19 protein-coding genes are annotated in these 20,258 nt (G+C 67.6%); 3 read left to right on the plus strand and 16 right to left on the minus strand.

What is annotated here, in order from left to right:
* Position 1: 1 nt before the first annotated feature.
* From mftF to AC0B44_RS07750, 4 genes are read right to left on the minus strand one after another with little or no spacing between them, the layout of a single operon-like run.
* Positions 2-1,420, minus strand: a complete 1,419-nt coding sequence (gene mftF / locus AC0B44_RS07735) for a mycofactocin biosynthesis glycosyltransferase MftF (RefSeq protein WP_471902336.1) — start codon at positions 1,418-1,420, stop codon at positions 2-4.
* Positions 1,417-2,103 (minus strand): mycofactocin biosynthesis peptidyl-dipeptidase MftE, encoded by a 687-nt coding sequence (gene mftE, locus AC0B44_RS07740; RefSeq protein ID WP_471902337.1) that lies wholly within the window; start codon positions 2,101-2,103, stop codon positions 1,417-1,419. The genes mftF and mftE overlap by 4 nt, the downstream gene beginning before the upstream one ends.
* 48 nt (positions 2,104-2,151) lie before the next feature.
* Complete coding sequence (locus tag AC0B44_RS07745; protein WP_471902522.1) at positions 2,152-4,287, minus strand: CocE/NonD family hydrolase; 2,136 nt, start codon at positions 4,285-4,287, stop codon at positions 2,152-2,154.
* On the minus strand, positions 4,245-5,534 hold the full coding sequence (locus AC0B44_RS07750) for an ATP-grasp domain-containing protein (protein ID WP_471902338.1): 1,290 nt from the start codon (positions 5,532-5,534) through the stop codon (positions 4,245-4,247). The genes AC0B44_RS07745 and AC0B44_RS07750 overlap by 43 nt, the downstream gene beginning before the upstream one ends.
* 215 nt (positions 5,535-5,749) lie before the next feature.
* Here AC0B44_RS07750 and AC0B44_RS07755 point away from each other — a divergent pair, with 215 nt between their 5' ends.
* A complete protein-coding gene (locus AC0B44_RS07755; protein WP_471902339.1) occupies positions 5,750-6,733 on the plus strand; it encodes a GNAT family N-acetyltransferase in 984 nt (327 codons plus the stop codon).
* Positions 6,734-6,748: 15 nt separating this feature from the next.
* Here AC0B44_RS07755 and AC0B44_RS07760 read toward each other — a convergent pair whose 3' ends face one another.
* The 7 genes from AC0B44_RS07760 to mftA are packed head-to-tail and all read right to left on the minus strand — an operon-like array spanning position 6,749 to position 14,377.
* Positions 6,749-8,710 (minus strand): mycofactocin system FadH/OYE family oxidoreductase 2, encoded by a 1,962-nt coding sequence (locus tag AC0B44_RS07760; protein WP_471902340.1) that lies wholly within the window; start codon positions 8,708-8,710, stop codon positions 6,749-6,751.
* Positions 8,711-8,713: 3 nt separating this feature from the next.
* Positions 8,714-9,526 carry a mycofactocin-coupled SDR family oxidoreductase gene (locus tag AC0B44_RS07765; RefSeq protein WP_471902341.1) on the minus strand — a complete coding sequence of 271 codons (813 nt, stop codon included), beginning with the start codon at positions 9,524-9,526 and terminating at the stop codon, positions 8,714-8,716.
* A gap of 32 nt (positions 9,527-9,558) precedes the next feature.
* Complete coding sequence (locus AC0B44_RS07770) at positions 9,559-11,463, minus strand: mycofactocin system FadH/OYE family oxidoreductase 1 (protein WP_471902342.1); 1,905 nt, start codon at positions 11,461-11,463, stop codon at positions 9,559-9,561.
* A gap of 9 nt (positions 11,464-11,472) precedes the next feature.
* Entirely contained in the window at positions 11,473-12,687 is a 1,215-nt protein-coding gene (gene mftD, locus AC0B44_RS07775; protein ID WP_471902343.1) for a pre-mycofactocin synthase MftD, read from the minus strand.
* A 22-nt stretch (positions 12,688-12,709) separates the two neighbouring features.
* On the minus strand, positions 12,710-13,954 hold the full coding sequence (gene mftC / locus AC0B44_RS07780; RefSeq protein ID WP_471902344.1) for a mycofactocin radical SAM maturase: 1,245 nt from the start codon (positions 13,952-13,954) through the stop codon (positions 12,710-12,712).
* 25 nt (positions 13,955-13,979) lie between these two features.
* Entirely contained in the window at positions 13,980-14,279 is a 300-nt protein-coding gene (gene mftB, locus AC0B44_RS07785; protein WP_296550397.1) for a mycofactocin biosynthesis chaperone MftB, read from the minus strand.
* A gap of 2 nt (positions 14,280-14,281) precedes the next feature.
* Positions 14,282-14,377, minus strand: a complete 96-nt coding sequence (gene mftA / locus AC0B44_RS07790; protein ID WP_068159438.1) for a mycofactocin precursor MftA — start codon at positions 14,375-14,377, stop codon at positions 14,282-14,284.
* A 121-nt stretch (positions 14,378-14,498) separates the two neighbouring features.
* Here mftA and mftR point away from each other — a divergent pair, with 121 nt between their 5' ends.
* Positions 14,499-15,122, plus strand: coding sequence for a mycofactocin system transcriptional regulator (mftR, locus tag AC0B44_RS07795; protein ID WP_471902345.1), 624 nt, complete (start codon positions 14,499-14,501; stop codon positions 15,120-15,122).
* Positions 15,123-15,128: 6 nt separating this feature from the next.
* Positions 15,129-15,938 carry a mycofactocin oligosaccharide methyltransferase MftM gene (gene mftM, locus AC0B44_RS07800; RefSeq protein WP_471902346.1) on the plus strand — a complete coding sequence of 270 codons (810 nt, stop codon included), beginning with the start codon at positions 15,129-15,131 and terminating at the stop codon, positions 15,936-15,938.
* A 1-nt stretch (position 15,939) separates the two neighbouring features.
* On the opposite strand, the gene AC0B44_RS07805 is transcribed toward mftM, so the two are convergent.
* The 5 genes from AC0B44_RS07805 to AC0B44_RS07825 all read right to left on the minus strand — a co-directional run bounded on the left by AC0B44_RS07805 (position 15,940) and on the right by AC0B44_RS07825 (position 20,233).
* On the minus strand, positions 15,940-16,779 hold the full coding sequence (locus AC0B44_RS07805; RefSeq protein WP_471902347.1) for an alpha/beta fold hydrolase: 840 nt from the start codon (positions 16,777-16,779) through the stop codon (positions 15,940-15,942).
* Positions 16,780-16,867: 88 nt separating this feature from the next.
* Complete coding sequence (locus AC0B44_RS07810) at positions 16,868-17,473, minus strand: response regulator (RefSeq protein ID WP_471902348.1); 606 nt, start codon at positions 17,471-17,473, stop codon at positions 16,868-16,870.
* Entirely contained in the window at positions 17,470-18,552 is a 1,083-nt protein-coding gene (locus tag AC0B44_RS07815) for a sensor histidine kinase (RefSeq protein ID WP_471902349.1), read from the minus strand. The genes AC0B44_RS07810 and AC0B44_RS07815 overlap by 4 nt, the downstream gene beginning before the upstream one ends.
* Positions 18,549-19,310 (minus strand): ABC transporter permease, encoded by a 762-nt coding sequence (locus tag AC0B44_RS07820; RefSeq protein WP_471902350.1) that lies wholly within the window; start codon positions 19,308-19,310, stop codon positions 18,549-18,551. Before AC0B44_RS07820 ends, AC0B44_RS07815 begins: the two co-directional genes overlap by 4 nt.
* Positions 19,307-20,233, minus strand: a complete 927-nt coding sequence (locus AC0B44_RS07825) for an ABC transporter ATP-binding protein (protein WP_471902351.1) — start codon at positions 20,231-20,233, stop codon at positions 19,307-19,309. The genes AC0B44_RS07820 and AC0B44_RS07825 overlap by 4 nt, the downstream gene beginning before the upstream one ends.
* Positions 20,234-20,258 lie beyond the last annotated feature (25 nt).

The following is a 20,258-nucleotide window of genomic DNA, read 5'->3' on the forward strand; positions in this document are numbered from 1 at the left end:
GTCAGGTCCGGATATCGGGCACGAGCGCCGCGGGATCGCGGGCGTCGACGACGCCCTTCCACAGTCCGGCGCCGTACGCGATGTCGTCGAGACGCTTGTAGAAGACGTACCGGACCGGGTCGAGTCCACCGTCCTCGCGGTGCGAATACCAGTCCCAGAGTCCCTCTGCCACAGCGAAAGCCACCACCGCACGGCGCACTTTCGACGACAGTACGGCCGCCACGAGAGTCAGGGGCCAATAGTGCCGGCACACCGCGGAGGCGACCTGCCACATACCGCCCGCGAAGCCCTGCCCGGTGAGCACCGCCGCGATGCGCGTGGGCCGTTCGAGTTCGGCGAACATGCGACGCAACCGCAGGAGCGTCATGAATTGGCTCAGCACTGCCACGACGAGGCCGAAGCGCGTGAGCGTGGCGACGGCCGAGCACGCCAGGAGTGTCCATACGGAGATCGCCATCGGGGGCACGGTTCCCGGGTGTCGCACTTCCAGCGGTGCAGCACCGGTTCCGTAGAAAACTTTGCGGGAGAACCATTCCCGGAATCCCACGCGGTGGTCGTGGGCGACTCGCGCGATCGGCTCGTACCGGAGTCGCCATCCGGCGGCGCGCAGGCGCCGGCACACGTCGACGTCCTCGGCGACGTGCATCGCCTCGTCGAAGCCGCCGCACCCGGCGAGAGCTTCACGACGAACCACCATTGCCGCACTCGGCACGTACGACACCGGACTACCTGCGACGACGGCGGCTTCCCGCCGGCCGAGGTCCAGGGACGAGCGTGCGTGTTCGTAGCGCGCCAAGGATCCGTTGTCGGGATCGAGAGCGACGATGCGGGGTGCGACGAGCGCCACCGCGGGATCGCTGAAATGGCCCAGCGATGCCTCGAGCCATCCGATGCGGGGAACCACATCGGAGTCGAGGAAAGCAACGAATTCTGTTTGCGCTTCACGCAATCCGCGGTTCCGCGCGGCGGAGGGTCCGCGCGAGGCGTCGGATCGGAGCACCCGGACACGGGGGTTGTCGGGAGTGACGATCGGGCTGTCGGAACCGTCGTCGATCACGATCACCTCGAGGCCGGGGAGCGCCTGCAGCAACCGACGCACTCCGGCGGGGTTGTTCCGGACGGGAACGACCACGGTCACGTCCGAGGTGGACGGCAGTCTCGTGGGCCGCGGATTTCCGACGCCGGAGTCGAGGAGACGACGTGCAACCACCGCCGTGCGGGAGTCGACGACCTCGAGGTGGTCGCCGTCGATCATCGCCGCGGCGGCGGGTGCCAGTTTGAGCATTCGAGTGGGCGAACCGCCGATGAGAACTTGTCCGCCCGCGAATCGCCGCACCCGGGGGTCGATGCGCACCCCGAACCCGTCGGGTAGGCGGCCTGCGGGGGTCTGCGCTATTTCGGGTGTTGTCGCCTGACTCACCGAAGTCCCCCCTCCGTGCCCGGTTCCCACCGAGCGACCTGCGATCTTGCTCGTTCCGTCAGGTGTGCGAACAAGCGGGCCCCCTGCTCCGCAGTTGCGGTGGTGGGATCACCGAGAACCCCGTTCGCCGACACCGAAACAATACCGGCTTCCCGCAGTCGTGGCATCAAACTCGGGATCGGATCTGTGTTCCCGGCGACTGCGCGCGCCATATCGACCGCACCCGGGCGCAGGTGCAACATCAGACTCGTTTCGGTTGCGCCCGCATGTGCGTCGGCGCGGGGCACCGCACACGGTATCCAGGCCGCGTCGCGGCCTTCGTACCTCAGCAACGCCACGGCTTCGGCCAGCGCATATGCGTTTCCGCCGTGCCCGTTGACGAACACCACCCGCCGCGCCCAGCGGAAGATCGAGCGCCCGTACTCCACGAATACGGTGCGCAGCGCCTCGACTCCGATGGACACCGTTCCCGGGAAGTCCTCGTGCTCGCCGCTCGCGCCGTACGCGAGCGGCGGAGCCACGAGGACGTCGGGAAGGGCCTCGGCAACGGCCGTGGCGATCCGTGTATCGGTATCCAGGGGCAGGTGCGGGCCGTGCTGCTCGAGCGATCCGACCGGTACCGCAACCGTCCACCGCTCCGGTTCGACGTCGGTCCAGCGGGCGCCGGCAAGATCCCGTATCACCGGTCCGATGCTAGTGCGTCGGACGGCCCGCACCGCTACTGCGTGGTGTCACACCAGCAGACGCGGTATCTCCCGGTTCCAATTCTCCGAGTACACACGTCGCTTGCCGTGGACCTCGTCCGACTCGTACGCATCCAACTGCGCCGTGACCACGAACTCGTCCGGTGTCGAAGTCAGCACCGTCCGGGTCCGCACCTCCGTCTGCCAGCCCCCTCGGCCGAGGTAGCGCACGGTCTGGGTCTCGCCGCGCGCCGACTCCACGTCGTTCGCCTGGAAGCTGAACCACTCGGTCGTTGCGCTCCGCATCGTGGTGCCGGTGTCTTCGACGAAGAGTTCTCCCTGGTCGTCCTTGATCTCCAGTGTGGTCACACCGGTTTCGAGATCGCGCGAGGTCCGCCAGTGGTGTTCGCCCGGCTCGACCCGCGTGACCGCGGAGGATTCCGCGCCTTCGGGCTCACCGAACGCGGGCAGCGCCGCGTCCTCGGCGTCTCGGCGCGGACGAACGGGCAGACTCAGACGGCTCTCACCGGTGGTGACGGTGAGGGTCGCGAGTTCGGGCGTCGGCCACACCAACGGAAAGTACGAGGTGGACAACGACAAGCGAATGCGGTGGCCGGCGGGGAATTCCTGCGCCATCCCGTTGAGCTTGATGCGCACGCGGTACTTCCGGCCCGGTTCGAGGGGCTGCGGGTCGGCGCTGCCGTCACGGTGCGTGAGATTCAGCAGACCGTACGTGACGCGAGTGGCCTGGCCGTCCGGAGCGACGTCGCTGAGCCTCGCCGCGACCATCGCCACCGGCTTATCGGCGCTGATCTCGAGATCGACCTTCGGAAGCCCGACCACGTCGAGAGGTTCGTCGAGCGCCTCTGTTTCGAAAACCAGTGCGCCGCCGTCTTCTTCCCGCTGATCGGACGGCAGGTCGGGAGTGGCCGCATACGACGCCCACTTGCCGCCCGCCATCCCCAGGCTCAGGGGCGAGCACACCGTCAGGTCGCGGCGCGCGACCTCGTCCGGATCGGCATCGCCATCCAGTCCGAAGCGCGTGAGCGTGTATTCGTGGGTCTCGATGCCCGGCGCGGGCCACGACGGCTCGGAGATCCATTTGCCGGGGCGTTCGGGATAGCGCGGATGCGGCGGGACGCTGCCCTGCTTCCACATCCGGAGCATCGGTTCGTCCATGATGCCGTTGTCGATCCCCTTGAGCCAGTAGTCCCACCACCGGACGACTTCCTGCAGGAACCCGATCTCCGGACCGGGCACGCCCTGGTGCGGGTACTTGTGCCCCCAGGGCCCGATGAGTCCCTTGCGGGGGACGTCGAGGTTCTCCATGAGCCGGAAGATGGCGTTGGTGTAACCGTCCGCCCAGCCGCCGACCGCGAACACGGGGCATTGCACGTCCGCGTAGTTCTCGTTGACGGAGGCGCGCTTCCAATAGTCGTCCCGGTGCTGGTGCTCGAGCCACTTCTCGACCCACAGGCCGCTGCCCTGCAATCGTTCGAGCCACATGTCACGCCACCGGTCGCCGACGATCGCCGGGTCGGGGGCCATGCTGTTGAAGGCGAACATCACGGTGGCTTCCGACAGGTTGTCCGACAGCAGGCACCCACCCATGTAGTGCATGTTGTCGACGTACAGATCGTCGGTGGCGGACGCGCTGATGATCGCCTTGAGTGCCGGGGGCCGCTTCGCCGCAACGTGGAGGCTGTTGAAGCCGCCCCACGAGATGCCCATCATGCCGACGTTGCCGTCGCACCAGGGTTGCTGCGCAAGCCACTCGATCACAGCGCACGCGTCGTCCTGCTCGGCGGGAAGGTACTCGTCCTCGAGTACTCCGTCGGAGTTACCGCTGCCGCGCAGATCGACTCGGATGCAGGCGTATCCGTGACCTGCGATGTAGGGATGGTTGAGTTCGTCTCTTGCTCGAGTGGTGTCGCGGTGCCGGTACGGAATGTATTCCAGCACAGCGGGAACCGGGTTGCTCTCGGCTCCTTCCGGAAGCCAGATGCGGGCCGACAGCCGACAGCCGTCGGGCATGGTGATGAACGTGTTCTCGATGACGCGAACATCGTGGGGAAAGGACGTCACTGTCTGCACGAGTACCTTCCTGTCGATCGGTTGAGCATGACGCAGGCAGGAAGGCCTTATTCGGAAATCGCGTCGATCCCGAACGGAAGCAACTCGGATGCACGATCGAAGTACTTCTCGAGACCGCCGACATCGTCGGCACCGATGTACAACGTGGCGAGGACGGTGCGGTAGCCGTCCTGGTTGGGGAGTTCGGAGAGCCGGTCTCCCACCCGAACCTTGATGTCCACCACCGTATCCGGGATCTCTTCGCAGACACGGGCGAGGTCGTCGGCGCTGGGAACGCTGCGCACGATGCCGTCGGAGTAGTAGCCGATATGGCACTGCGCCGCGTGGCGGTACCGTCCACGGCCCTTTTCGATGCTCGGCTGCACGCCGAGTGCGATGTCGATCGCGACCTCGTGGTTCGATGTCCCGTCGACCTTCACGAACAGGTCACTGTGGGACTGCGAGATGCGGGTGTTGACCTCGATGAGCGAGAGCTTTCCCGTCTTCTCGTCCCACATGAACTCCGTGTTGAAACAACCGTTGTCGAAACCGATGTGCCGCAGGTACCGCTCGGTCAGGTCGATCATGCGCTGCTGGACGTCCTCGGGAACCGACTGCGCCGGGTAGTCGAGCCTGTCGAAGCTGTGGCCCGCATCGTCCTTCCGCATGTCGAAGAAGCCGTGAATGTTGTACTCGCCGTTGAACATCGTGCCTTCGGGCGCGACCTGGATACCGGTGATGATGTCTTCTGCGAGGCACATGTTGCCACCGACTCCCTCGAGTTCGGCCGGCAGATCCACCATGGTCAGCACTTCGTCGAAGGCGTCGCCGACACGTCCGATCTCGGCGCGGATCTGTTCGACGGCTGTTGCGAAGTCCTCGGCGCTACCGATCTCGAACCCCAGCTGGGACGAGTGCGACTTGACGGGCTTGACCCAGAACGGGAAGGAAAGGTCGATCGAGTCCAGTGCGTTGTCGTCGAACGGGTCGAAAACCGCGAAGCCCGGGACACATTCGGGGATGCTCTTCTTCTGCTCGATCCGGCTCCACGCCTTGTGCTCACACTGGAGGAGGCTGCGGAGCGTCGGCGCAGGCAGTCCCCGTTCGGCGGCGAGGATCGGAGCGAGCACGCTCGTCGGGAAATCCCAGTGCGCGACGATTGCGTCTACGCTGCCGTCGAATTCGTCGAGTTGCTTGCGTGCCCGGTCGAGCAGGTCCTGGAAGACGTAGGTCTCGGGTTCGATCAGCGACTCGTAGTCGAGGAGGCTGTGGAACCGGAACTGGTCGGCATTCGACAGGGTGTCGAGCTTGTCTCGCTGCTGATCGGTCAGGGCCGGGATGAAAATGTTCTTCTGCATCACCGACGGGTGCCCATGCAACGATTCGATAAACATCCCCGGTTTTGCCGCACCGTGCCGCAAAGTGTGATTCAGGCGTTCCGTCGCAGGTGGCGGCCCGGATATTGGCTCCGGTCGCCGAGCCGGATGTGGAGTTTTCACCGGGGATCAGCGGGTCGGGCCGCACGGTGGACCGGACTCGGTCGCGCCCATGGGCCGGCACGTAGTCTCGTCTCGTGCAGATCGAACCGCGCCCCTTGGACGACCCCGACGTGCAAACCCTCATCGACGAGGTTCAGCTCGAATACGTGCGGCGGTACGGCGGGCCCGACCACACCGAACTCCGTCCCGAGGAGTTCGCGCCGCCACGGGGACTCTTCCTGCTCGCGCATTCCGGAACGACCCCGATGGGCATCGGCGGCTGGCGCGCGTACGACTCGGATCATCCCGGTCTGCGCGACGGCGACGCAGAGATCAAGCGGATGTACGTGCGCGCCGATTCCCGGCGGCGCGGAATTGCGCGCCGTCTGCTCGACGCGCTGGAGCGCACCGCAGCGGACGCGGGACGCCGCCGCATAGTGCTCGAAACCGGTACTGCGCAACCGGAAGCGATAGCCATGTACACCGCCGCCGGATACGCCCCGATGAGCGAACGGTTCGGTATCTGGGCCGATTCGGAAACGTCGCTGTACTTCGCGAAGGACCTGCCGCGCATCCGTCGCGCGACGGAGACCGAACTTCCCTTGCTCCAGGCAATCGAACGCGCCGCGGGTGAGCAGTTCGCCGAACTGGGAATGACCTTCGTCTCCGAGGACGCACCGCCCACCGTCGCCGAGCTGCGACGCTACCTGGCTGCGGGCTCGGTCTGGGTGTCGTTCGACGACAGCGGCACTCCGGTGGCGTACCTGACCGCGGAGCCTGTCGATGACGCACTCCACATCGAGCAGGTCTCCGTGCATCCGGCTCATTCCCGGCACGGCATCGGCCGGGAACTGCTCGACCACGCGGCAGGGTGGGCTCGCGACCACGGGTATCCGGCCCTGACCCTCACGACCTTCCGCGAGGTCCCCTGGAACGCTCCGTACTACGAGCGTCTCGGCTTCCGAATCCTCACCGATGATGAACTCACCCCCGGCCTGCGCGGAATCCGCTCGCGCGAAACGGAACTGGGACTGGACCAGCGGCCCCGCGTCGCGATGCGCCGCGAACTCGGGTCCTGAGGGTACCCGGGAGGGTCACACCGCGATTGCGGCGGCATCTCCCTCGAGAACAGCGGCGTGCACCCGGCGCGGGGTCACAGCATCGCCCACCCGGAACACGCGGACACCGCTCTCGGACAGTTCGTTCCAGAGTTCGTCCACCGGGGACTGGTGCGTGACCACGACGACCGAATCGACAACGGTCACGCGGCCGGCACCGGTCCGATGATCGAGCAACGACACCTCTGCCGCGTCGTCTCTGTCGACGATTCCGGTGACGATCACATCGGTGATCTGCACGATCCCCGCAGCGTGAGCGCGCCGTGTCCATCCGTCCATGTCGAGCGTGAGACCGAGATCCTGTCCGACGATCATGCCGCCGGTGCACACGGTCACGGCGCAGCCACGTCCGGCGAGCAGTTCCGCAACGGACGTCGCCTGGTGGAAGCCCAAGTCGTCGACGACGAGCGTCCGCCCCCGCGGATTCGCACGCCCCTCGAGCACATCGCGGACGTCGACGACCCTCACGGAGTCGCCGGCCCACGCCGGACGATGCGGCCTAGCCCCCGTTGCCACGATCACGGCGTCGGGCCGGTGGGCGCGGACGAAGCCGGAGTCGACCTCGACCCCGGTTCTGATCTCGACGCCCGCGCGAGCACACTCTGCTTCGAGACTCGTTACCACCGCGAGTAGTTCGCCGCGGTGGGGCGCGGTGGCTGCGCCGCGAATCTGGCCGCCGGTAAACGGTTCGCGCTCACACAAGGTCACACCGTGCCCGAGTCGCCTTGCGGTCGCAGCCGCCTGGAGTCCGGCCGGTCCGCCACCGATCACCAGCACCCGACTGCCCGGCATGCGCGGTGGGGGTAGCGGCACGGATTCCCGGCCGGCACGCGGGTTGACGGTGCACCCGATCGAGCGGCCCAGCCCCACCCGCCCGATGCATTCCTGGTTGCAGCCGATGCACGGCCGCACCTCGGTGTCGCGCCCGGCAAGAGTCTTCGCGGCGAAGTCCGGGTCGGCGATCTGAGCCCGCACCGCCCCGACGAGGTCGCAGACTCCCTCGGACAGAGCGGCCCGGACCTGCTCGGGCGCGGTGAACCGTCCGACGCCGACGACGGGGAGCGATACCGCCTCGCGGAACGCTGCGGGCACGAACAGGTTGTACCCGTGCGGCGTCGACATCGGTGCCTCGACGAGATGCAACGTCTCGGTGGCGACACCGATCGACGTACCGAGGTAGTCGACGGCACCGCTTTCGTCGAGCATGCGCGCCACCCGGACTGCGTCGCCCAGTTCGATTCCGCCCGTCGTGCCGTCGTGCCCGCTCAGGCGCACACCGACGATGCGCTCGCGTCCCACAGCGGCCCGCACGGCGTCGACGACCTCGAGCAGTAGTCGCGCCCGTCCGGCGAGACCGTCACCGTAACGGTCGGTGCGTGTGTTGATCCCCGGTGCGAGAAAGGCGCGCAGGATCGATGCCTGGGAGCATTGGATCTCGACGCCGTCGAATCCGCCCTCGGCGCACCGACGGGCGACGGTCGCGTAGCCGTCGACCAGTTCCGCAATCTCGCGCTCGCCCATCGTCATCGGCACTTCACGGAACAGCGGGTCGGGATCGGGACCGGGTGCCCACAAAGGACGGCCTGTGTACATCGAACTGCCCTGGGCGCCGTTGTGGTTGAGTTGGGCCAGGATTCGTGTGCCGTGCGCGTGCACCGCGTCGGTGAGGCGGCGGTACCCGGGCAGCACAGCCGGATCCCAGCCCCGGATCAACTTCTCGTAGGGCCGATCCGAGGGATGCACGGTGTGTTCCTCGGTGACGATCATCGCTGCCCCGCCGCGGGCGCGCGCCTCGTAGTACGCGATGTGCTGATCGGTGACCGATCCGTCCACCGCGAAGTTCGTCAGGTGGGCGGGGAAGATGATCCGGTTGCGCAACGTGGCCGGACCGATCCTGCGACTGTCCCGGGGATCGGGACCGGCCGTGTTGCGCGGCACCGGCTAGACCTTGGAGTTGCCCTGGTCGAGGGCCATCTGGCTGCCCGTGATCGTCTTCGCGCGGTCGCTCGCGAGGAACAGCACCGCGTCGGAGGTGTCGTCGGGATCGGCGATCGGCTTCTCGGTGAGGATGGGGGCGAAGTTGGGGAGCCAGGCCGGGAATCGCTCGAACATCTTCAGCGATCCCTGGTCGGTGCCCATCGGGGTCTTCACACCGTACGGGTGAATCGAGTTGACGCGGATATTGAACTCGCCCAGTTCCTTTGCGGCGGCCTGAGTGATACCGACGAGCCCGAACTTGGCCGCGCCGTAGTGCGCCTGTCCGGGCATGGCCTTGAGCCCGGCAACCGAGCTGACGACGATGATCGAACCACCGTTGCCTGCTTCGATCATCGCCGGTGCCGCGGCCTTCAACGTCTTGAAGACACCCGTGAGGTTGATGTCGACGAGTTCTTCGAATTGCTCGTCGGGCATTTCCCAGAATCGGTTCCAGCTGCAGATGCCGGCGTTCGCGACCACCACGTCGAGGCGGCCGAACTGCGCGATGCCCTCGTCGACCGCAGCGCGCAGGGCGGCGCTGTCGCGGACGTCGGCGATGCGGGCGACGATCTTGCCCCCGGCCTCCTCGACGAGACGGACGGTCTCGCGGAAGTCGTCTTCGGTCGCCTGCTCGTAGGTGATGTACTCGGAGACCGGCTTCGCGACGTCGATTCCGATGATCGACGCTCCCTCCCGGGCGAACCTCAAGGCGTGGTTACGTCCTTGACCTCGCGCGATACCGGTGATGAAGACAACCTTGCCGTCGAACTCGCCCATGGAGATCCTTCCAGATCGGTCTATGAAACAGGTTACAGTTCCGAGGCGAGACGGTGCCCCTCCCGGATCGCTTCCCGCACCGTCCGAGGAGCGATGCAGTCACCGATCTCATCCAGCCCCGGTCGGCGCAATCTGTCATCCGGGAGTCCCACTGAGCAGTCGGCGAGTGCCGCCGCCCCCACGGTGACCTCCGATCCGGTCACCCGATGGACGAGACGCACCCCCGACGAGTCGACCGCACCCACCGCAACGCCGAGGTGCCGTCGCACGCCCGCTCGCTGCAACCGGACGTTCGCGCCGACCAGGTCGCCGGTGGGCGCCAGCCTCGATCCGGGAATGGGGTCTGGCGTCGCATAGTCGACCGTCCGTCCGTGGGCGACGAGATGCTCCGCCACCGCGACACCGACCCGCCCGCCCACCGGATCCCACACGACGACCCGCGCAGGCACGGTCTCCGGAGAGCGGAGGGCCTGCGCGGCGGTGAAACAGCCGTTGCCTTCCTCCCCCGCGACGGCGGGAGGGCGGGCACGGCTGCCGGTGGCGAGTACCACCGCGGTGCCGGCGACCTGCGCGGCGTCGAGGTCGTCCGCGGTGACGACGGTGTCGGCGCGAACGACCACGCCGAGGTCGCGGCACCGCTGTTCGAGCCACGCGGCGAGTTCGGTGAACGCAGGCGCGCCCGGTCCCAGCGCCGCGGTGTGCAACATGCCTCCGACTCGGTCGGCGCGCTCGGCGACGGTCACTCGGTGGCCCCGCCCCGCAAGACCGAGTGCCGCTTCCAAGCCCGCAGGTCCCCCGCCGACGACGAGCACGTCTCGCACTTCGGTGGCCGCACGAGTGGCGGACCCGTTCTCCTGCCCCGCCTCCGCGTTGACGACACATCCCACTTCCGGGTTGTGGAAGTCGCGCACGAGACACGCCTGATTGCAGCGCACACACGGCCGCGGATCGCGGTGGTCGCGGATCGAGTCGACGAGATCGGGGTCGGCGATCTGCGCGCGGGTCATCTCCACCGCGTCGCACACCCCCAGATCGAGGGCGTCCTGGGCTGACGAAGGCTCGACGACGCTGCCCTGCAACACCACCGGCACCAGACCCTCGACGGCCACGCGGACCTGCCGGCACAATTCGCGATTGAAATCGGACGGTGTGTGGGCGTCGGGCCGGTACGTCTCCGGCGTGAACAAGCCCCCGCGCACGACGGTGAGCAGGTCGAGCGAGGCGGCGAGTTCACGCGCGTATCCGGCGGCGAGTTCCGGTGTGATGCCGGCCCACGGGGCGTTCTCGTCACAGCTCAGACGCAACGCCAGGATCCGCCCGGATCCGAGTTCGGCGCGCACGGCCGCGATGACCTCCCGGAGCAACCGCAGCCTGTCGCGGCCGTAACGGTCGGTGCGGTGGTTGGTCAGTCCGGACAGGAACTGCCGCAGCAGCGCGGTGGGTCCGGCGTCGAGTTCGATGCCGTCGGCGTCCGCATCGACCGCGCGCGATGCCGCAGCGCGGAAACCGTCGACCACAGAGTCGATGTCGGCACCGGTCATCTCCGCCGGGAGTTCACGGGTGGCAGGGTCGGGCACTCGCGACGGCGCCCACAGCGGTGCCCGGGTCCAGGCGCTGTTGCCCTGGAGGCCGCAGTGCCCGAGTCCGGCAAGGACGAGCGTTCCGTGGGGTCGGCAGGCCGAGACGATCTCCGCCCATCGGTCACCGCACTGCGCCGCAAGGGGTGCCCGTTCGTACGGATGGTCGGACGGGTGAATCGACGCCACCTCGGTGACGAGCACTCCTGCGCCACCCCGCGCACGACGCTCGTAATATGCGGCGTGGCGATCCGACAGTGCCCGTCCCACAGCGAGATTGGTTTCGTGCGGACCGAAGATCACCCTCGACGGCGCGGTGCGGCCGGCGAGGGTGATCGAATCGGTGAGAGCGACGCTCATCCCGAGCGGTTACTCGACTCCCAGATCCCGGCGGAAACCGGGCGGGACGACGACGTCGCCGGGCACGAGGTCGTGGATGGAATCCCGGCCCAGCCCCAGGAGCGCGGAACCGATGCCGCCACCGAGGATGTCGAGGACGTTTTCGACCCCGGCTTGGCCGTTGGCTGCGAGACCCCACAGGTAGGCACGGCCGATCATGACCGCGTCGGCGCCGAGAGCGACGGCCTTGACGACGTCGCTACCGCGCCGGATGCCGCCGTCGAGGAGAACCTCGATGTCGTTTCCGACAGCCTCCGCGATAGCCGGAAGCGCCCGGATCGGCGCGGGGGTGCCGTCGAGGTTGTTGCCGCCGTGGTTGGACACCGAGATCGCGGTGACGCCCGCGTCCACCGCACGCTTGGCGTCGTCGACGCGCATGACGCCCTTGAGCATGAAGGGAGCGTCGCCCCACTGCTCACGCAACCAGGCCACGTCTTCCCACGTGGGCAGCGGAGTACTCATCCACTCGCCGTACGCACCGAAGAACGTCGGGGTGTCGCCACCGCCGGGCGGCGTGAGATTGGGAGTGGTCAGGTCGGGGACGCCACCGGTACGGGCCCAGTCCAGAAGCCACTTCGGCCGGAGGATGCCCTCGGGTGCGAACTTCACCATCGCGTCGAGACTCATCCGCTCCGGGATGGCGGGGCTTCCCCAGTCTCGGCCGTTGGAGAACGACCAGTCCAGGGTCATGATGAGGCCCTTCGCGCCCGCTGCACGGGCGCGTTCCATGCGCTGGACGAGCACGTCGCGGCTGCCGACCCAGTACATCTGGAAGAAGGTCTTGTCGTTGGCCGCGGCCACGTCCTCGATGGGCTTGCTCGCAAACGAGCTGAGGCCCATGGCGATTCCCCGCGCAGCCGCTGCGCGGGCGACGGCCACCTCTCCGTCCGGGTGTACGGCCTGGACACCGGTCGGCGAAATGAGGACGGGCATGGCCACGTCCTGCCCCATGACCCTGGTGCTCATTTCGCGCTTCTCCGACAGTCCCGCGACGTGCGGGGCGAATCCGAGGTCGCGGAACGCCGCGAGGTTGTCGTCGACGGTGATGCCGGCTTCGGACCCGGCGACGAGCGCTCCGTACACCGACTTCGGCAGGCGCTTGCGGGCACGCTCCTGCGCCACGGCGACCGTTTCGAACCAGTCGCTCTGCTTCCAGGGGTTCTTCAGCCACGAGAACTTGGCCATCGTGAACATCTCTCCTCGAGATCTACAGGCCTGCGAGAGGGCTCTCGTCGCAGAATTTGGCGGGAGGTTTGGCGAGCAACGTCAGAGGCACCGGCGCTGCCGGGGTGCGACGCTCCGCCCGCTTTCCGGTGCGGGAGTGGTCCACGCTCGACTGGGGCACGGTGCGGTCGGCCTCGAGGGCCGACTGTCCGTATCCCTGAACACATTCCGGGTCGGGTCCGTCCATCGGAAGACCGGTGAAGAACTTCGCGGCCATGCAGCCGCCGCGGCACGAGTCGTAGAAGTTGCACGAGGCGCAGGCCCCGGCGGACTGCGGTTCGCGCAGTTCCCGGAACAACTCGGAGTTCTTCCACACCGAGGCGAAACCACCGTCGGTGAGGATGTTGCCGGCGAGGAAGTTCTCGTGGATCGCGAAGGGGCACGCGTACACGTCACCGACCGGGTCGATCAGGCACACGACGCGCCCGGCGCCACAGAGATTCAGACCGGGCAGGGCACCGGCCCCGCTGTCGCCGCCGAAGGCGGACAGGTGGAAGAACGAGTCGCCGGTGAGTACGCCTTCGCCGTGTGCGACGAGCCAGTCGTAGAGCTGACGCTGCTGGTCGTGCGTGGGGTGCAGGTCGTCCCAGACATCGACGGCGCGGCCCGACGGACGCAGGCGGGTGATGCGGAGGGTCGCGTCGTAACGGTCTGCGAGGGCCTTGAATTCGTCGAGCTGGTCGACGTTGTGGCGGGTGACCACGACGGAGATCTTCGCGTCGCGGAAGCCTGCCTCGGACAGATTCTCGAGAGCGCGGACGGCCATGGCGAAGGAACCGGGGCCGCGTACGGCGTCGTTGACCTCGGCCGTGGCGCCGTCGAGGGAGATCTGCACGTCCACGTAGTCGGACGCTGCCAACCGCGCCGCGACCTTCTTGTCGATGCGCACGCCGTTGGTCGAGAACTTCACACCCACCTGATGGTCGGTGGCGTAGTCGACGAGTTCCCAGAAATCCGAGCGCACGGTCGGCTCGCCGCCACCGATGTTGACGTAGAACACCTGCATGCGTTGCAGTTCGTCGATGATGGCCTTGCACTGTTCCGTGGACAGCTCACGGGGGTCGCGCTTGCCCGACGAGGACAGGCAGTGCACACACGAGAGGTTGCAGGCGTAGGTCAGTTCCCACGTCAGGCAGATCGGCGCGTCGAGGCCCTTCTCGAACTGGTCGACGAGACGACCGACTTTCGGAGGCGCGGTGGTGACGGGAGGTTCGAGCAGAGACGTCATAGCGGGTCCTTGCTGGGTCGGGGCGTCAGGCGGGGACGATCATGTGCGAGTCGGCCAGGGTCCCGAGGGCACGCACATAGGGCCGCTCGGCGCTCTCGTCGATTCCATGGGCGCGCAAGGCCTCCCGCACCGACGCGTGGTCGTCGAGGGACCTGACGACGTCGACGATGACGGTGTTCTTCAGGAACGACAATTTGCGGGTGCCGAAGTGGTAGAGCAACGCCCCGAAAGGTTCGGGGCGAAGCGCTACCTGCGGGTGGAGCCGCCACGTGGCGCCCGGATCGAACTGTGTGGTGGCCACGGCGGTGGCTCCGGGAGCGGACATGATCAGTAGACGCCGCACATGCCGTCGATCGAGACCTCTTCCACGAGGGACTCCTCGATCAACTCGGACTCGATTACCGCGTTGTCACGATCGGACATGATTCCTCCTCGAGTTTCACTCCACATGTGGAGTCCAGGTCACAACAGGGCTAGCGTTGTGACTCGGTTCACCACTGTAATGGCATCGAGTGCAGAATGTCATCCATGAATCGAGGGAAATATGCCTGACCGCCGAGAGCCGTCCACCCGGACCGGCCGGCGCCCCTCCACCACCAGAGAATCGCTCGCCGCGGTCGGCATCGAACTCTTCCGCACCCGCGGCTTCGACGAGACCAGCGTCGACGACATCGCCGAGGCGGCAGGCATCGCGCGGCGCACCTTCTTCCGGTACTTCCCCTCGAAGAATGCGGTCGCGTGGGGTGACTTCGACAGCCAGCTCGAACAGATGCGGCGACGGCTCGCAGAGGTACCACCCGGCGAGTCGCTCGCGGCCGCGCTCACCTCCGCCCTGCTCGACTTCAACACCTTTCCCGCATCCGAGAACGAGCGGCACCGCGCCCGGATGGAACTGATCCTGCGCACTCCCGCCCTCCAGGGGTACTCGTCCGTGATGTACCAGGGGTGGCGAGCGGCGATCGCCGAGTTCGTCGCGCGCCACACCGGTGCCCGCCCCGCCGACCACATTCCGAGGACCGTCGCGTACCTCGTGCTCGGGGTCGCCGTCGCGTCGTACGAGCAGTGGCTCACCGACGCGGACTCGGACCTGCACGACCTGCTGGGAGCAGGAATGCTCACACTCGCCGAAGGACTCGGCCCGAGCAATCGCACACTCGAAAGAGGTTGACAGACAATGGCTGTGCTGGATTCCCTCGCACCGTGCCCACCGGGCCGCTGGACCCACGACCACGTCACCGTCGAGCGGGTGCCGTCCGGTCCGCTCCGGTTGCACCGCACCACCGACGGTTTGCGCGTCACGCATTCGCTCACCCCCGACCTGCTCAGTGAACGGCTGGTCGCCGACGTGACCGCATCCGTGCAGGACGCCGAGTTCGGGCAGGACGAGTTCGAGTTGACGATGGTCGGACTCGTCCGCTCGACCGTCCCGGGCGCTCTCGACGCGTGGGTCACCTACTACCGCAACTCACTCGGCGAACTCCTCGACGGCACAGCGGACTTCGCCCCCATCCACGACATGGCCGCCGCGTCGGTACGTGGCCGCGTGCTGGACCTGGGGTCGTGCTTCGGGTTCCTGCCGTTGCGGCTCGCGGGCGCGGGGTTCGACGTGGTCGCCACCGACATCCTGCCCGGAACCATGCGGTTGCTCGACGCCGTCGCGCCGCGACTGGGCCTGACGGTGGACACCCTCGTGTGCAATGCAGCATCCGTACCCGTACCCGACAGGAGTTCCGACACCGTCACGGCCATCCATCTCCTCGAGCACGTGGACGAGGACACGGGTGCTGCCGTGCTCGCCGAAGCTCTGCGCCTCGCCCGCGAGCGTGTGGTGGTCGCGGTGCCGTTCGAGGACGAGGCGACCGCGTGCCACGGTCACATCCGGACCTTCGACCTCGAGTCGCTCGATGCGATCGGACGCACCACCGGACTCCGCTACGAGGTCTTCGAACACCACGGCGGCTGGCTGATCGTCGACCTCGTGTGAGCTACGCGGGTTTGCCGACGAGGAACTCGGACATCGCCGTCGCGACCACCTCGGGCCGGTCGAGCATCGACAGCACGTAGGCGTCGTCGACCTCGACGAGCGTCGCATCCGGAATCAGTTGCGCGAGCCGTCGTCCGTGACTGCGGGGCATGACCTTTCCCGCCGACGACCACAGCACCAGAGCCGAACCGGTGAAACGCTGCAGCGCTTCGGTGTCGGCGACGAGTTCGGCTCCCACGAAGCGGGTCGAGACGTACTTGCGGAGGTCGCGGCGGATGTCCTTGCTCCGGATGCCCGGCTCGGTCCAGGCGCGGACGAGATCGTCGCGCAGCGGTTGACGTGCCATCCACCCGAGCAACAACGGAGAGTTGCGCAACCACGAAACCCGGAGTTGCCGCAGCGCGAGTGGGAGACCGCCCGGGATACGCGAAGCAACGACCGCCATCTTGCCCGGCAACCCGGGCGGGAAGTTGTCGAAGGCCTCGCACGGCAGCAGAATCAGACGCCCGACGCGTTCGTCGAGGCCGTATGCGGTGAGGAACAGAGCGCCGCCCCAATCGCTGTGCACCAGCGTCACGTCGTCCAGTTCGAGCGCCTCGAGAAAATCGGCGATCAGCCGGTTCAGGCCGTGCAAGCTCAGATCGGCGTCGGGGCGCATCGGTTCGTGGTGTGCGCCGAGCGGCAGATCCGGTCGGACATAACGGAACCCGGTGGGTAACAGGTCGATCACCTCGTCCCACACCGTGTGATTCATGAGCAGTCCGTGCAGAAGCACCACGGCCGGCCCGTCCCCCCGTTCGACGTAGTGGACCGGACCTGCGGCGAGATCGACGGTGGGCATGGACGCACCTTTCGGGTGGGCGATCACTCCGGGCGGTGACTCCAGCGTGCGGGTGCGGACGAAACGGTGTCAACCGATTACCGCACGATCAGATCCATCCGCTCTGCTCCGCGCGCCGCGCGGCCTCGACGCGGGTGCTCGCTCCGGTCTTGCCGATCCCCGAGGACAGATAGTTCCGGACCGTGCCCGGGGACAGATGCACGGCATCGGCGATCGCGGCGACGGTGTGCCCGGCCAGAGCCGCCCGCAACACGTCGCGTTCCCGTTCGGTCAGCGGATTGTGACCCCCGGCGATCGACTCCGCCGCCAGTGCCGGATCCACCACCCGCTCCCCTCGCCGCACCCGCCGCACGGCGTCGGCGAGTTCGGCCGCGGGAGTGTCCTTGACGACGAAACCCGACGCCCCCGCCTCCAGTGCCGACCTCAGGTATCCGGGACGGCCGAAGGTTGTGACGATCAGCGACCGCACCGCCGGGAGTTCACGGGCGAGTTGTGCCGCGACGGCGATCCCGTCCAGGCCGGGCATCTCGATGTCGAGCAGGCACACCTCCGCAGCCGAGGAACGTGCCGTCTCGAGCACTTCGTCTCCCCGGCCCACCTCGGCCACGACGACCAGGTCGTCTTCGAGCCCGAGCAACGCGGCGAGCGCGCCGCGGACGAGTGCTTGGTCGTCGGCCAGCAGCAATCGGATCACGAATAGTCCACCTTCAGTTCTGTGCCGCCGTCGGCTGCCGGGCCGACGGTGACCTGCCCTCCCGCCGCGCGCACCCGATCGCGCACGCCCCGCAGTCCGTTGCCTTCCGGTCGTCCGTCGATGCCCACACCGTTGTCGCGGACGCAGAGCGAACGAGTACCCACTTCGATGGTGCAGTCGGCGGCGCCGCTGTGCCGGACCACGTTGGTGGCAGCCTCGCGCAGCACCCACGCGGACACGAGCGGGTGTCGCGGATCGAGTGTCGCCGGCTCTCCGCGGACGGAGACGGAAATCCCGGCGTCGGAGAGTGCGGCGCGTGCACGCTCGAGTTCTTCGCCGAGTCGGGCGACCCGAAGCCCGGTGACCGCGGCACGGACTTCGCCGAGCGCCTCGCGGGTGAGAGAGCGAATGGCCGCGAGTTCGGCTTTGGCCCGCTCCGGGTCGAGATCGACAAGGCGTTCGGCGAGTTCGGCTTTCACGGACACTGCGGTGAGACTGTGCCCGACGACGTCGTGGACGTCCCGGGCCATCCGATCGCGCTCGTCGGCGACGACCAGTTCGTGCTGGAGAGCCTTGTATTCCTCACCGCGCCGGTCGATCAGACTGACCACACCGGTGACGACTCCGACGAGCAGCACGATCAGGGCGAAGAAGAAATCGCGCCCCAACGTGCCGGTCCACAGCGGCACCAGCACGCTGGTCGCCAGAGCCGCGAGCAGCACTGCCATCGCACCGGCAATCGGCAGGCTCAGCGTCGAGAACGCCACGACGAAGCACACCATCCCGAATGCCTCGCGGCCGATATGGAGGCCCACCCCCACGGCGAGCAGGACGAGCAGAGCCAGATGGACGGCAGCGACCCGCGGCGGAGCCTCGCCCCGGTACAACCGGTGAAAGCCGTTCAAATAGACGGCGGCGAAGGCCACGATCGCGAGGGTGCCAAGCACGCGACCCGCCGGGGGTCCGGTGGTCAGCACCTCGAAGAGCGGATAGGCCAGGAACACCAGCCAGACCGAACTCATGAACCAGCGGAACCGCTGCCACGGATCTTCGACGTTCGCGTCGTCGCCCGAGGTCATTGCCGGCCCCGCCCGCGCTGCACCAGCCAGGTCGCGAGCGCCACGAAGATCACTGCCCACACCGACAGGTTGAGAACCGGAACCCAGAGGGGCTCGGGCGGCAGCGGGTTTCCGCCGCGGTCGATGAGCACACCTTCGGTCACGGGGTACCGGGCGAGCGAGACGTAACCGTAGAGCGGCGTGAACTTGGCGATGGTCAGCACCGCGCCCGACAGCGGGACGAAGATGTTGCCCAGGAACGCGAGGATGACCAGGCTGCCGCCCGCGGCGCCGACGGCCGCTTCCGATCGGAAGGCCAGTCCGAACACCAATCCGTAGACGGAGAACACCGCAGCACCGACGAGCACGGCCAGCGCGCTGAGGATCCACGCGCCCATGTCGCCGGACGCTCCGGTCAACGCCCCGAGCACGAAGATCAGGCCGATCGGAATCGCGGCGAACACCAACGCCACGGTGGCCTTCACAACCACGTACGACGCGTCGGTCAGCGGAGTCAGGCCCAGTTGCCGGCCCCAGCCCTGCATCCGTTCGACTGCCGCGTTTCCCCCGACGCCGGTGGTGGCGGTGACCGCCCCGTACGCCGCCATCGAGATCATGATGTACATCGCGACGTTGCCGTTGCCGGCGCTCTCGGTTGCGAACGACTGGGAGGCTCCGAAGATCAGGTAGAAGAAGGCCGGAAGCACGGCGATGAAGAAGACGCTCACGTAGTCGCGGAACTTCCTGCGCAACTCGAGCGCGACGAATGTGGTGTTCACAGTGCTGCCGTCCTGGTGAGTGCGAGGAACGCGGTTTCGAGGGATGCGCTGACGATTTCGAGGTCGTGCGCGTCGAGAGTCGTGAGCAGGACGCGCGCGGCGGCGTCGGCATCGGTGGTACGGATTTCGATACGTTGTCCGATCCGGGTGATGTCCACGACCCCCGGGGTCACTGCCAGGACCGCGTGCGCTTCGTCTTCGCGCCCCGGTGCCAGATCTGCGGAGACGACCCGGCCTGTTGCACGTGCGCGTATCTCGGCGGTGGGGCCGTCGGCCACGATTCGCCCACCGGCCATCATGACGATGCGGCCGGCGAACGCATCGGCTTCTTCCAGATAGTGGGTCGCGAACACGATGGTGCGGCATCTGTGCGCCTCGGCATGCATGGCCTCCCAGAACGTCCGGCGCGCCGCGACATCCATGCCCGCGGTCGGCTCGTCGAGCACCAGCAGATCGGGGTCGGGCAGCAGCGCGAGAGCGAACCGCAGCCGTTGCTGTTCGCCGCCCGAGCACTTCGACACCATCCGATCGGAAAGCCCGGTGAGTCCTGCACCGGCGAGGACGTCGTCGATGTCGCGGTGGGTGTCGAAGGTCGACGCGATGATGCGCACGGTTTCACGCACCGTGAGGTCCCGGAGCAGCCCGCCGGTCTGCAGGACCGCGGAGACGCGACCGTCGGCTACGGCCTGCCGGGGGCCTCCGCCGAACACCGTCACCGACCCGGACGTCGGGGCGGTCAGTCCGAGGACCATGTCGAGCGTGGTGGTCTTTCCGGCGCCGTTCGGTCCGAGCAACGCCACCACCTCGCCTCGCCGGACCGTCAGGTCGAGGCCTTCCACCGCCCGCGCCGGGTCAGCACCTCGGGATCGGAAGCTCTTGACGACCCCGCGTAGTTCGAGGGCCGTGGCGCCTGTGTGTTCCATGTCCGAAAGTGTGCGCGCCCGCGGA

Source organism: Rhodococcus sp. NPDC019050 (assembly GCF_055664235.1).